This window comes from Streptantibioticus silvisoli (assembly GCF_027947535.2).
Classification (GTDB): domain Bacteria; phylum Actinomycetota; class Actinomycetes; order Streptomycetales; family Streptomycetaceae; genus Streptantibioticus_C; species Streptantibioticus_C silvisoli.
On record NZ_JAAGKO020000020.1, the window covers coordinates 117,353 to 130,531 of the forward strand.

Here is a 13,179-nt window from a genome sequence, read left to right on the forward strand (position 1 = left end):
CCAAAAGCATGCCTGGGCGTGGCCGAATTTTGCGGCCCACCCGGAGCGGCTCCACACGCAGAATGCCACCGGTTTCACCACCCTCCCGAGCGGCGCTTCACCGCCGAATGCAAAACCCGCCACACTCGGCTGACGTCGACCTGAAATTCTCGGACCATATCCGACCTACCGCGAAAGTCTGACGATAGCCGAGAATGGTGAACACTGGCGCGAACCCCGTGAACTCACGTACAACTGGCGCCCGTTACCCGCTCCCAATCCGAACCTATGGCGTGGGATTACGCGTGATGCTGATCCGTCAAGTTCAGCATCACCATGACAGTCGCGCCGCCCCGGATCCCTTCACGCGACGCACCGGAAGTCAATACCTCGCAAATCCCTGGATCACTTGGCCAGGGCTTTTCGTGGTAGTATTCCTGTCAGAGGGACAGCACAACCTGAAAGGGAAATCGTGAACACGGAGAAGATCGCAGCTCGCCGCCTTTCGCTGGAAGAGGTGACGCAGCTCGGGGTGAAGGACAGGATCTTCGTATCCGCCGACACGGCAGAACTCAAGCTCAGCAACTGCTATGTCCCCGCCTTTTTGACCAAGCCCGGCGAGGATTTCGAAGGCGGCTCGGTCACGGCGAAGACCATCTTCCAGGAAGAGGTCTCCTGCCTCCCCGACGACGAGAACGAATGCGGGGTTTACCTCGCTGACGAAAACGGTTCCGAGACCATCGAGGTTCTCCAGTCCGCCGGAGTGGTGCTGGACCTGGCACTCTTCGTTCCCGGTGGCGACAAGGGGGCTCTCACGGCCCTCTACGCGGCGGCCCGGCAGGCGTTCGGCGCGGACGTCGTGCAGATCTGGCGTCAGGGCCTCCAGGAGGTTCCGGACGTGAAGGTCGACATTTTCGAGGAGCAGGTTTCTCGCGGACGCAAGGGGACCGACAGCCCCAAGCGTGATCGTCGCGCGCTGGACACCTACCCCACCCGCGTGGAATTCATCGACTTCTCTGCGGGCTGGAAGCCGACCATGGAACTCCACAAGCCTCTCGTGGACGACACTCCGACCATCTGATGTAGCGTCACGTTCATGGGTCTCGGCCAGTGAGAAGGCCGGAAACATGTCCACCAAGCCCCAGCCGACTACCGAGCGGCTGGGGCTTGGTGTTTCTCCGTTCCTATTGGTCCGCCGAAACCGCCCATTCGTTCACGTCGTTCACGTCGTTCACGTCGTTCACGTCTCGGGCAGATCATGGTCTGGACGATTAGACAGCCTGCGGGTTCCCCCGTCTGCGTCAGCAGCGGATCAACCCCCGGTGGCGTTGGGTTTCATGGCGCTCGGAGTCGTAGGCGAAGGACAGCAGTTGACCGACGGTCGGGAACGCGCCCGCGCTCAGCCCACGGCAACTGGTCGGTCCTGGCAATCCGCCCGTACTCGGTGAACGCGGGGCGAGCGCGTCTCGCGGCCCAGCGTCTCCGCCGGCGTGAACAGCGGCGGCCATCAGTGGGGCAGCTCGCGCGACGTTCACCTGCGCCGGCACCCCGGACGTGGCTCCCGCCACCAGGCCGTTGGCATCCACCTGGTGAATGGTCCGGGTCGCCAACCATACTCAGCGCGTCCGCCCGGTGCATCGTTACGTATACGTACGGACGGCGTCCTCCGCAGACCAGTCCGGACCGGTCACCACGCCGCCGACCCACGCCGCCGCCCCCGCCGTCGCCCCGCACCGCCTTCCACCCCACCGGAGCGCCCCGTTGCCGCCGCCCGCTCCCCCGCCTACCCCCTCCCCTCCACCGCGAAAGCCCTCCGGGCCCAGAAGTGGCCGGTGAGGGTGAGGGCGGTGCACCAGGCGAGGGCTATGAGGCCGTTGTCGCCGATGGGCGTGCCGGTGAGGAGGCCGCGCAGGGTTTCGATGACGGGGGTGAAGGGCTGATACTCGGCGAACCAGCGCAGTCCGGCGGGCATGGAGTCGGGCGGGACGATCGCGCTGCCGATGAAGGGCAGGAACGTCAGCGGCATGGGGATGTTGCTGGCGGTCTCCGGTGTCCTGGCCACCAGGCCGATCGCGGCGGAGATCCACGCCAGGGCGAGGGCGACCGCGGTGAGCAGGCCGGCGGCGGCGAGCCATTCGACCACGGTGGCGTCCGGCCGGAACCCCAGGAGGAGCGCGACGCCGATGACGACCGCCACGCAGGCCAGGGTCTGCAGCACGCTGCCGACGACGTGCCCGGTCAGGAACGACGCACGGGAGACCGCCATCGTCCGGAAGCGGTTGACGATGCCCTCGGTCTTGTCGACGCAGACACTGACAGCGGTGGCCACCGCGCCGGACGTGGCGGCCATGAGGACGATGCCGGGCGCGACGTAGTCGATGTACGTACCGGAGCCGGCGGCGCCACCCGCGATGCCGGCGCCGAGCGCGCGGCCGTAGACGCAGGTGAACAGCAGCAGCATCATCACGGGCATCACGACGACCGAGACCGTCATGGACGGGTAGCGCAGCGCGTGCTTGAGGTTGCGCCGCAACATCGTCGCGGAGTCCCGGGCGGCGTAGGAGACGGTCGTCATCGGGCCTGGCCCTTCGGTGAGGTGAGCGGTGAGGTGGGCGGTGAGGTGAGCTGGGGGCGGCCGGTGAGGGCGAGGAAGACGTCGTCGAGGTCGGGGGTGTGCACGGTGAGCGCCTCGGCGCCGAGCGAGGCCGCGTCGAGGGTGTCGAGGACCGCGCGCAGGGTGGTGATGCCACCGTCGCTGGGAACGTTCAGGGTGAGGTTGTCCGGGTGACCGGTGGCGACGCTCCCGAACAGGCTTGCGGCGCGGGCGAGTTGGGCCGCGTCGGCGAAACGCAGGCGGACGTGGCCGCCGGGGATGCGGCGCTTGAGCTCCTCGGCGGTGCCTTCGGCGACGATCCGGCCGTGGTCGAGCAGCGCGATGCGGTCGGCGAGCTGATCGGCCTCCTCCAGGTACTGCGTGGTGAGCAGGATCGTTACGCCGTCGTCGACGACCAGGCCGCGGATGATCTCCCACATGATGCGGCGGCTGCGCGGATCGAGGCCGGTGGTGGGCTCGTCGAGGAAGATGACGCGCGGCCGGCCCATGAGCGTCATGGCGAGGTCGAGCTTGCGGCGCATGCCGCCGGAGTACGTGGCGACCGGCTTCGCGGTGGACTCCGCCAGCTCGAAGCGGCTCAGCAGCGCGGTGGCACGACGGCGGCCCTCGCGGCGGTCGAGGTGGTGGAGGTCCGCCATGAGGAGCAGGTTCTCCTCGGCGGTCAGCAGGTTGTCCACGGCGGAGAACTGGCCGGTGACCCCGATGACGGACCGTACGGCGCCGGCCTCCCGGACCAGGTCGTGCCCGGCGATCCGGGCCTCGCCGGCCGTCGGGGCGATGAGGGTGGACAGGATCTGGACGGTGGTGGTCTTGCCGGCACCGTTCGGGCCCAGCAGGGCGAAGACAGTGCCTTCCGGCACGGTCAGGTCGATGCCGTCGAGCACGGTCGTATCGCCGTAGGACTTCGACATCCCGGCGGCGGCGATCGCCGGCCGCACAACTGTCGCGGATGACGCGGATGACGCGGATGACGCGGGTACAGCGTTCATGCCGTTGCTGCCTTCTCTCGGCTGGTGAACGGTCGGGCGTTCTCCCCGGACACGCCGCCGGACGGCGGGGGCGGGGCACGGCGGTGCCTCGTCGCGAACGGCCGGGCGTCGCCGCTGACGCGGAGGGTCAGGCGTGCTCCCCGAACGACACGGTCCGTCGGGCGTCGCCGCTGACGCGGACGGTCGGGCGCGCTCCCCGAGCGCCACGGACGGTCAGACGTGCTTCTCCAAGGTCGTGGACGGCTGGGTGCGGGTGATGACGATGTCGCCGACGCCGGTGCGGGCCCGTACCTCGACGGACTCGCCGGAGTCGCCGGGGCCGTCGGACGGGCTGATCGCGTTGCGTACGCTGCCGAAGCGGGTGTTGACGTCGAGCCAGGCCGCGACCGGTTCGCGGACCCCGACCTCGATGTCGCCGACGGCGGTCTGCAGGACGACGCGGCCGCGCGAGACCTCGCCGACGCGGATGCCGCCGTTGGCCGACTTGGCGTCGATGCCGGAACGGGCGGTGCCGACGGTGATGCGGCCGTTGGCGGCGTTCACCCGCAACTCACCGCCGACGGTGGTGATCGTGGTCTCGCCGTTGCCGTTCTTCATCGTCGCCGCACCGGTGATCTCGCCGGCGTCGATCCGGCCGGCGCCGGTGATCTCGGCGTCGCCCGTCACGTGGTCGACGCGGATGTCCCCGTGGTCGGTCCTGAGGTGCGCGCCGGCGGCCTCCTCGACCCGGATGTCGCCGAGCGAGGTCTTGATCCGGCACTCCCCGAGGCGGCCCTCGCAGGTGATGCCGGCCATCGGCGACGTGGCCCTGACCTCGGACCCGGCCGGCAGCTCGACGCTGATGTCGAGGGAGCCGCTCTTCCCGAACAGCCCGCGCTTTCGGGGGCCCTTGACCAGCAGCACGCCGTCCGCGCAGGTCACGGCGGTCTGCTGGGCGGCGCGCACGTCGGCGTCGTCGGCGCCGTCGGCCGGGAGGACCTCGACGACGGCGGTCGACCGCTCGCCGGCGCCGATCCGGGCGGTCCCGACGTCGAATTCGAGGGTGAGGGTGAGGGGTCCGGTGAGGTCGAAAGAAGGCATGGCTGTCCCGTCGTCGTGGGTCGAAGGTGGATTCCCGCTGGTCGGGCGGGGACGGAGTGACGCGTTCGCGGTCCCTAGCGGACCCAGCCGGTGTGGCTCTGGCCGCCGCCGCGGTGGCGGGTGCGGCCGGCCGGGCGGCCGGGTTCACCGGGTTCCAGGGCGAGGGCGGCGGCCCGTACCAGCCAGGCGTTGACCGACAGGCTCTCGCGGCCGGCGGCGTCCTCGATCCGGGTTTTGAGGTGTGCGGGCAACCGGAAGTTGATCCGCGCGGTGCCGCCGTCCTCGCCCTCCGCGGGGGCGACCGGTTCGGCGGCCCGGCCACCCGGTGCCGACTCCGGTGCCGGCTCCGGCGCCCGCGCGGGCTCGTAGGGCTCCAGTACGGGCGGCGGCGTGACGACGAACTCGGGGTCGAGCCCGCGCAGCCGCACGTCGACGGAGCCCGGCGCCAGGTCACGGGCCACCTCGCCCATCGCGGCGGACAGCGCGTTCAGCAGGGTGAGGCGGGCGGCCGACTCCAGGGGCGCGGTGAGCCGTTCGGCCAGCGCGCGGGCTTCGTCCCCGCCGGCCTCCGCGGCGACCGCGAGCTCGTGCCGGAGGTTGTCGACGTACGGCGTGAGGTCCATGACGCCATCATGGCACATACACGGCGCCATGTGGAGCCATAATGGCGCCACCGTTGCGGCGGAGCCGTTTCCGCAGGCCCGGCCGCTCGATCAGCGCCGACCCGTTCGCCCCTCCCTACGCACCACCCCGGCCCCGGTCCGCCCACCCCAGCCCCAGTCCGCCCACCCCGGCCCCGGCCGCGCGCCATGCACCACGCGTCCCGCCCCCAGCCGCACCGGCACCCCCGTTGTCCCTCCGCAAGCCACCCCCCGCGAACACACCCCGCCCCGAACGCCCGTGGGCCCCGCCATCACGGCGGGGCCCACGGCCGTCAGCGGGTCGGATCACCGGCCGCTGACGGGAAATCGGTTCGCTGACCGCTTACGGGTACGAGACCACGTTGCTCGGCGTGGTGTTGGACGCGGTGACCGCTCCCGTGTCGTTGACGACGTGCGTGATGGTGCCCACGCCGCCCAGCGAGACGGTCAACGCGTCGTGCAACTTCACGCCTGAGGTGTTCGGCACCTCGAACGCGTGGTAGTTGTTCACGGCCGGGTTGACGTTGAAGTAGCAGTAACTGCCCAGCCCCCACGCCTCGTGAGTGGTGACGTTGGCACCGACCTTGTAGGCCGCGTAGCCGTTGACCCCCGACGAGCTCATCCAGGCCGCCTGGTTGGGCGGGTCGTACGGATTCTCGTTCTGGAAGAAGATCGTCTTGCCGCCCTGGCCGTTCCACACCACCTCGTACTTCTGGTAGTGCTCGACGAACAGGCCGTCGGCCAGCACGTTGTTGCCGTTGACGGTCAGGCCGGTGTCGGCGGTGTTGACGGTCCAGCCGACCGTGCCCGGATTACCGTGGTCGGCCCGCCAGGCCCAGGTGTGGTCGATGATCGTGTTGTTGCTGTTGACCACCAGGCTCTGGGTCGCCTTGCCCGCGATCTCGCCGCCGATCCGGAAGAACACGTCCTGGATCGTGGTCGGGTTGGACGCGTGGCTGGCCGAGGAGCCGGACGGCCCGACGGTCAGCAGCGCCGCGGAGTTGGTGGTGCCGGCGTCGAACAGCAGGCCCTTGATCCGGACGCCGTCCACGTCGGCGACCTGCATCGCGTTGACGCCGTTGTCCGGCACGAAGGTCGGGTAACCGACGCCCAGGATCACCGTGTTGGCCTTGGTGACGTTGAGCGTCTGGTTGAGGTGGTAGACGCCCGGGGTGACGAACAGGTTGCAGCCCTCGGACAGCGCGTTGTTGATGGTGGCCGCGGTGTCACCGGCCTTGACCACGTAGAACTGGCTCATCGGGTCCGAGGTGCCCGGGGTGCTGCCGCTCTCCCAGCTCGGGCCGGAGGCGTTGGTGCGCAGGCTCGGCAGGAACACGTGGTACTTGCCGGAGCTGTCGATGTAGAGGTACGGGACGTCGCGGGAGACCGGGGTGGTGCTCAGGGTGGTCTCCGGCGGGCTCGGGAAGGTGTTGGCCGGGGCGCCGTTCACGCCGGAGAAGACCATGTTCCACACGCCGCCCGACCAGCTGCCCAGGTCGCTGTCCTTGGTGTACCACTGCTGCTGCGAGATCGACGCCGTCTGGCCGGTGACCTTGGTGTCGGAGATGTAGCCGCCGCTGGCGTAGCCGTAACTGGCCGGGTACAGCGCCAGGTTGCCGTGCACGTCGATCCGGCGGAAGGGCGCCGCCTGGGCGACCGCCCAGCGCTCGGTGCCGTTGGTGGGGTTGATGGCGAGGTTCTCGGCCGAACGCCAGAAGTTCTGGGTGGCGTTGCCCGCGTCGGAGGCGTTGAAGGCGTCCACGGTGACGTCACCGTTGATCGTGACGTCGTCCGGGTTCTGCCCGAGGCCGGCCACCGAGGTGTAGTAGCCGACGTTGTCCTCGACGCTGTAGGTGCCGGGCTTGAACAGGTCGGCCACCCGGTTCTCGCTGAACTGGGCGGTCGCGGTGTCCTTCATCTGGTTGAACTGCGTGTCCAGTTGCGACTGGATGGCCGCGTTGCCCATCGACGGGTCGAAGACGTGCACGTTCGGGCCGAAGTCGGGGGTGTCGGACTGCGCCGGGCAGGTCGCCGGGGTGCTGCCGATGGTGAACGTCGCGTTGGCCACGGCCGAGTTGGTGGACCCCGACAGCACCGCGATCGCCTCGAGCGTGGTGGTGCTGGCGACGTTGATCGCCCCGCTGTAGGTGGCGGAGGAGGCGGTCGGCGTGGAGCCGTTGGTGGTGTAGTGGATGGCCGCGCCCGAGGTGGCGTCGGAGATCGTCACCGACTGGGCGGTGGTGTAGCTGCCGCCGCCCGGGCTGAAGGACGGCGTGGCGACCGTCCCCGGCGGAGGCGTGGTCCCGCCGCCCTGGGTGTAGGTGAACTGCGGGGAGTCGTACTGCAGTCCACCCTTGGTGTAGGTGAAGGAGTACGTCAGCACGGCCCCGCTGGACAGGCCGCCGACGGTGTAGTTCCAGGCGGAACCGGCGGCCGTCATCTGCACGTTCTGCTGGTTCGTGCTGTTGACCAGGTAGTGAATGATCACGTACGTCGAGGTCGAGGTCGGCGTGAAGGTGACCTGGGCCTGGGTGCTGCTCGTCCCGCTGACGCTCTGGGTGTAGTCGGAGGAGTCCGCGGAGGCGGTTCCGGCCGCCCCGGACAGCCCCAGCAGTCCGGCCAGCAGGAGGGCGAAGGTGCCGAGCACGGCGACGGCACGCCGTCTCGCCCGCGGGGCGGGACCGGGTCTCGCCCCGGTGAGGAGTGTGCGCATGAAATGGAGGTCCTTTCACCCAAGTTCACGAAGTGAACGCCGCGTTGGCGCGGAATGCGGGGATGGACCGCCCGCTTTCCCATGCAATCCGTTGGTGATTTGCCGTTCTAGCCTACGAATCCTCTTGCAGAGAACGCTCTCACGCTACGGATCATGGGGTTCGTCCATCCGTATGGCAGTTTCAGGTGGTCCTGGCCAACCGTCAAGAAGTCGGACGGGATTGCCTGTTCCTGGTGCGCCTGTTGCTCGTCTGCCGCACGCGGGAGCGCTGCGGCCGCTCGCGTGAGCGACCCGGGGGAAACGGGCGCACTTCGCCGTCCGTTCGAGCGACGCGCCGTCGGCGGGCGGCACCACCCCCGCCCAACGATTGACATGGTCATGTCTGCTCGGGATGCTGTGGGAATGTGCTTCCACTGGCGTTGAGCTCTGTGCGGAAGCGGTGGAAACGGTGGAATCCAGACGGTCAGAGCGCCCAGACGCCCCCCTCCGACGCGATGCTGACCGGACGTCGTCCCTCGGCTGGCGTTCCCCCGCCCGCCCGGCGTCGAAGCGGAGGCCGATCATGGAACGGGACTATGAAGCTTCTGCGAAGTCTCCACGGCACCCTGGCCCTCACCCTGTGCGGTGTCCTGGCCGCCGTGCTGACGCTGTTGGTGTGCCCCGCGCCCGCCCAGGCGGCCCAGACCACCATCAACAACGCCGACCCGAGCGTGATCAGGGTCGGCAGCACCTACATCTCGGCGGAGTCGTCCGGCGGCGGTATCGCGGTGCGGGAGGCGGCCTCCACGGACGCCCTCGGCGCGGCGACCGCCCAGCGGGTCTGGTCCGACACCGCCGGCCGCGGTGAGGTGTGGGCCCCGGAGATCGTGGTGGACAGCGGCCGCTACTACATCTACTTCTCGGCCGGCACCGGATCGGCCCACCGGATGTACGTCATCAGCTCCGCCACCGCGAACAGCGGGTACGGCGCCGAGACGGAGCTGGCCCTGCCGGACGACAAGTGGGCCATCGACGGGAACCTGTTCACCTTCAACGGGCAGCGCTGGTTCGTCTGGTCGGGCTGGGACGGCGACACCAACGTCGAGCAGAACCTCTACATCGCCCGGATGAGCAGCCCGACCACGCCGACCGGCGCGCGGTACATCATCTCGCAGCCGCGCGAGAGCTGGGAGCGGGTGGTCGGCAACCCGTACATCAACGAGGCGCCGGCGGCCATCAAGGACCCCAACGGCCAGCTGCACATCGTGTACTCCGCCAACGGGAGCTGGAGCGACCAGTACTGCATGGCCGATCTGCGGCTGCGGTCCGGCGGCGATCCCACCTACGTCTGGGACTGGTACAAGTCGAACGGCTGCCTGTTCGGCTCCAACGCCGCCACGATGATGGCCGGTTGGGACCCCACCATCAACGTCAACGGTCCCGGCAGCCACAGCTTCGTCCTGCTCAACGGCGACATCAACACCAGCCCGCCGGCCGGCCCGACGTTCCCCATGATGTACACCGCGGTCCCGAAGGGCACCACCTACTCGTGGGCCAACCGCTACTGGTTCACCGGCACCTTCTGCTGGTGGGGCAACACCACCTACACCCGGGCCAACGTCCCCGGCGCGACCAGCGACACCGGCTGGAGCCTGAAGTTCTTCGAGTGACCCGCCCGGCCCGCGCCGGGTGCGACGGGCTCCACGGCCGCCGTCCTGCCCACCGGGAAGGGCGGCGGCCCCGGCCGGGGATTCCGGTCGGGGCCGCGAACGCCGTTACCCCGAGGGTCAGTTCAGGGTGAGGGCGGCGGAGTCGTCGGTGGCGTCGGTGTCGTACGGCGGGCGCCAGCTGCCGTCCGGGCTCCACGCCATGGCGACCGTACCGGCGGCGCCGGGGGTCACGGTGTCCACCCGCAGGGTCAGCGAGAAGTCGCTCTCCATGCCGTCGGTCTCCAGGTAGCTGCCGGAGCAGGAGTACGGGCCGTGCGCCGTGACCTGCGGATCGTCGCCGGTCGACGGGACGCAGTTGTCGGAGGAGCCGACCACGGTGGTGCCCGGCGGCGGCGTGGCCTGCACGCCGAGCGGCTCGCCGCTGCGGTCGAAGATGGTCGCCGGGCCGTGGTTCGCCATGGAGAAGTGCAGCGTGACGGTGTCGCCCTGCGCGGCCGTGGCGCTGTCACCGGTGACGGCGAAGTCGGCGGTGTTGGCGGCCTGGAGCTGGTCGATGAGGTAGTCGCTGTGGTTGCCGGCCCCCTGCACCGCCAGCGTGCCGGCCGGCGCGTCGGAGGGCGTTCCGGCGGTGATCACCTTCAGGCCCAGTTCCTGGCCGGTGCCCTGGGTGAACGTGCGCCCGGCGGTGGCCCAGCTGTCGGTGGGGTCACCGGTGGGCACGGCCATGGTGTCGAGGAACGTGTAGTACGCGGTGGACAGCACCCGCAGCCGCACCGGCGTGGCCAGCGCCAGGGTCTCGCCCGGGTCGACCGTGCCGGGGAAGGTGCAGACCGCCACCTCGGACATGACGTCGCCGGCGGAGTCGCTGTAGCGGCAGTTGGAGTACGTCGTGGCGAACTCCAGTCCCGGCGAGGTGACGAGGTCGACCTCGGTCGAATCGGCGGGCTGGTCACCGACGTTGGTGAAGCGCACCGGTTCGCCGACCGTCGAGCCCACCGCCAGGCCGGTCTTGGCGGCCGGCCGGGCCTGCGCGAACGACGGACCGCCGACCCGCACGGTGCCGGTGGCACCGGTGACGGTCGCGGTGTCGGAGCTGCCGGTGACCGTGTAACCGCCCGAGGCGCCGATCGCGGCGCCCGGCAGCGCCCGGACCGTCATCTGCGTCTCGGCGCCCAGGCTCTCGTTCGCGCTCAGGTCGTCGTAGAAGAAGCTCTCCGCGCAGGTCGCGACGTTCGCGACGACCGTGCAGTTGCCGGAGAACGTCACCTTGGCGACCTTGGCCAGATCGGTGGCGTCGATCGTCAGGGTCACCGTCGAGCTGAGGCTGGCGGCCGTGGTGCGGAACTCCAGGGACGGCTGGACGCTGGTGGCCACCCCCTTGGTGCCGGCCGGCGCGACGGCCAGTGCCGTCGGCTGGACCAGCGTGATCACCGGGTTCCCCCCGTCGTCGGCGGCCACCGGGGCCACCCCCGCGGCCGCCATGGCGGCGGCCGCGGCCACCAGCACGGTGGCCGTGCGTCTCGCGAGTCGAAGTCTCATCGTCGATCCCCCCACAGGATGCGCGGATTCGGCGGGTTACCCCGCCCTGTAGATATGTCGCGGGCCGGCTGACCCGGCTCTGTGCACGATTGGGTGGTTTGCCCTCGCCCTGTACACAAAGCACCGCGAACACTAGACCCGGCGGGCCCGGGTGTCGTCGGAATAATGCCACCGATTCCCCGCACGACTCTCACAACTCCCCGCTGTGAAACGGCTTTTCCCGGCCATTGGGCAACTCCACTGTCCACGGCAGGAGTTCACCTCGATCAGGCCGTTCTGCGGGCGGCACCCGTCCGCATGCGGAACAGACGCATCGTCAGGCCCGGGGCGGGCAGGGACATCACGCACCGGTCGCCGCGGACGTACGCGGTGCCTCGACGGAAAGGGGACGGCGATGTCCTTCGCCGGAATGGTCCTGGCAGTGCAGGGATTCGCCGCGGTCTTCGCCGTCCTCGGCGTCGTCGGCATGTTCAGCAAACGCAATCCCCCCTCCGCCCTCACCCGCTTCGCCCCGTTCGCCACTCTCCTCGTGGCGGTCGGCCTCCTCGTCTTCGCGGTGGCTCTGCGGGAGCACTGGATCCACGTGCGCTGAGGGAGGGGCGGCGCGGGCCGGGGCGGCGCGGGGCAGACCGGGGCAGGGCGGCGCACTCGGAGTTGACGTGGGCGTTCCGGGCAACCCGCTGGCGGTCTGCGGTCCTGTGCGGGCTGTCAGACCGGCTACCACACGTACTCGGTGATCCTGGACCGCACCAACGCGGCGAACGAGTCGATCACCTCCTCCCTGGACGGCAAGTCGTACGTCACCGTCGGCGAGAGCCAGGTGGGCACCGCGACCTGGCAGCAGGCGTTCGGCCACAAGATGTCGGTCATCCTCGACCCGGCGATGGGCGGCAGCTACCCCAACGGCGCCTGCGGCTGTACCACGCCGACGTCCGCCACCACCTCTGGCGGCACGACGCGCGTCGGCCGGGTGGCGGCCTACACCGCCGGCCAACCGGCGCCCCCGCCACGTGAGCCCGCCGTACGCCCGCGGAACAACCGCGGGCGTACAGCGGGCTCCTGGCCGCTCCGGTCCGTCGCGTCGATCACGTGCGCCGGGCGGCCCGGGTGGTGGTCAGCGGTACAACGTTCCGCACAAGGCCGGGTCGGTGGCCTCGGCGGGGAGGGAGGCGTCGAGTTCGCTGGCGCCCAGGACGTTGTCGTAGGTGCCGTTGTGGTTGTAGTCGATGCCGTGGACGACCAGGACGGCCTTGCCGGCGTCGATGTTCTTCACGGTGTCGGCGCTCAACTGGATGGTGCGGCTGTAGTGGAACGTTCCCTTGTCGGGGAAGCGGCTGACCGCGAGCGCGCTGGCGGGCGAGGTGTCGCCGCTGGTGGTCAGCGACGCGCCGATCATGCCGTAGTCCTTCATGGCGTCGGCGACGTCGATGGAACGGTGGCCGTTGTGCTCCCGGGACGCGGCGGCCGTCGGGCAGGTGCCGTTGCCGTCGACATGGATGTGCATGGCGTGCGGTACACCGTTGAGCAGCCCGGTGGCGTCGACCGTGACGCGGGCGGTGTCACCGCGCAGGGTCACGGAGGCGTACCCGATGCCGAAGACGTGGTTGGTCGCCACTGGGAGCAACGGTCCCCCGGCCCAGCGGGTGGACGTCCACTGGTGGGCCGCCGGCGCGGCGGACGGGCTGCTGGCACCCGCCGATCCCGCGACGGCGAGCGGCAGAGTGGCCGCCGCTGCCGCGACGGCCGCGTATTTCAGTGCGCTGCGCATGCTGTTCCTTCCGATCGGAGCGTACGCCGCGACGGCCTCCCTGATCTGACACACCGTCATGAAAAGCGGTGTGCAACGGAGTTGCGTCACGACTTGGTCCGTGAGGTATTCGGAGCGGAACGGGGTGCGGATTGCCGGCCTCCGGGGGGAGGGGATGTGGTGGGGTGCGGTGGGGTGGTGCTCGCGGGTCGCGTGAGGGGGCGGTGG

11 protein-coding genes are annotated in these 13,179 nt (G+C 70.0%); 3 read left to right on the forward strand and 8 right to left on the reverse strand.

Going from position 1 to position 13,179, the window contains the following annotated elements; translation table 11 throughout:
- The first annotated feature begins 451 nt into the window (after nucleotides 1–451).
- Nucleotides 452–1,060, forward strand: a complete 609-nt coding sequence (locus tag POF43_RS15660) for a hypothetical protein (protein ID WP_271314079.1) — start codon at nucleotides 452–454, stop codon at nucleotides 1,058–1,060.
- 702 nt (nucleotides 1,061–1,762) lie between these two features.
- Here POF43_RS15660 and POF43_RS15665 read toward each other — a convergent pair.
- From POF43_RS15665 to POF43_RS15685, 5 genes are all read right to left on the reverse strand, one after another.
- The gene (locus POF43_RS15665; protein WP_271325389.1) at nucleotides 1,763–2,554 is read right to left on the reverse strand and encodes an ABC transporter permease; all 792 of its coding nucleotides are present in this window, start codon (nucleotides 2,552–2,554) and stop codon (nucleotides 1,763–1,765) included.
- Nucleotides 2,551–3,582, reverse strand: coding sequence for an ATP-binding cassette domain-containing protein (locus POF43_RS15670; protein ID WP_271325388.1), 1,032 nt, complete (start codon nucleotides 3,580–3,582; stop codon nucleotides 2,551–2,553). Before POF43_RS15670 ends, POF43_RS15665 begins: the two co-directional genes overlap by 4 nt.
- Before the next feature lie 213 nt (nucleotides 3,583–3,795).
- Nucleotides 3,796–4,662 (reverse strand): DUF4097 family beta strand repeat-containing protein, encoded by an 867-nt coding sequence (locus POF43_RS15675; protein WP_271325387.1) that lies wholly within the window; start codon nucleotides 4,660–4,662, stop codon nucleotides 3,796–3,798.
- A gap of 74 nt (nucleotides 4,663–4,736) precedes the next feature.
- A complete protein-coding gene (locus tag POF43_RS15680; protein ID WP_271325386.1) occupies nucleotides 4,737–5,285 on the reverse strand; it encodes a hypothetical protein in 549 nt (182 codons plus the stop codon).
- Nucleotides 5,286–5,646: 361 nt separating this feature from the next.
- Nucleotides 5,647–8,016 carry a chitobiase/beta-hexosaminidase C-terminal domain-containing protein gene (locus POF43_RS15685; protein WP_271316824.1) on the reverse strand — a complete coding sequence of 790 codons (2,370 nt, stop codon included), beginning with the start codon at nucleotides 8,014–8,016 and terminating at the stop codon, nucleotides 5,647–5,649.
- A gap of 575 nt (nucleotides 8,017–8,591) precedes the next feature.
- Between POF43_RS15685 and POF43_RS15690 the strand changes: the two genes are divergently transcribed.
- Nucleotides 8,592–9,665: a glycoside hydrolase family 43 protein gene (locus tag POF43_RS15690; RefSeq protein WP_271316825.1), complete on the forward strand. Its 1,074-nt coding sequence runs from the start codon at nucleotides 8,592–8,594 to the stop codon at nucleotides 9,663–9,665.
- Between the two features lie 117 nt (nucleotides 9,666–9,782).
- Here POF43_RS15690 and POF43_RS15695 read toward each other — a convergent pair whose 3' ends face one another.
- Entirely contained in the window at nucleotides 9,783–11,204 is a 1,422-nt protein-coding gene (locus tag POF43_RS15695) for a hypothetical protein (RefSeq protein ID WP_271316826.1), read from the reverse strand.
- A 394-nt stretch (nucleotides 11,205–11,598) separates the two neighbouring features.
- Here POF43_RS15695 and POF43_RS15700 point away from each other — a divergent pair, with 394 nt between their 5' ends.
- Complete coding sequence (locus POF43_RS15700; protein ID WP_271316827.1) at nucleotides 11,599–11,796, forward strand: hypothetical protein; 198 nt, start codon at nucleotides 11,599–11,601, stop codon at nucleotides 11,794–11,796.
- A gap of 125 nt (nucleotides 11,797–11,921) precedes the next feature.
- Here the strand turns inward: POF43_RS15700 and POF43_RS15705 are convergent, their stop codons facing one another.
- On the reverse strand, nucleotides 11,922–12,074 hold the full coding sequence (locus POF43_RS15705) for a hypothetical protein (protein ID WP_271325999.1): 153 nt from the start codon (nucleotides 12,072–12,074) through the stop codon (nucleotides 11,922–11,924).
- 244 nt (nucleotides 12,075–12,318) lie between these two features.
- The gene (locus POF43_RS15710; protein ID WP_271326000.1) at nucleotides 12,319–12,972 is read right to left on the reverse strand and encodes a hypothetical protein; all 654 of its coding nucleotides are present in this window, start codon (nucleotides 12,970–12,972) and stop codon (nucleotides 12,319–12,321) included.
- Between the last annotated feature and the right edge of the window lie 207 nt (nucleotides 12,973–13,179).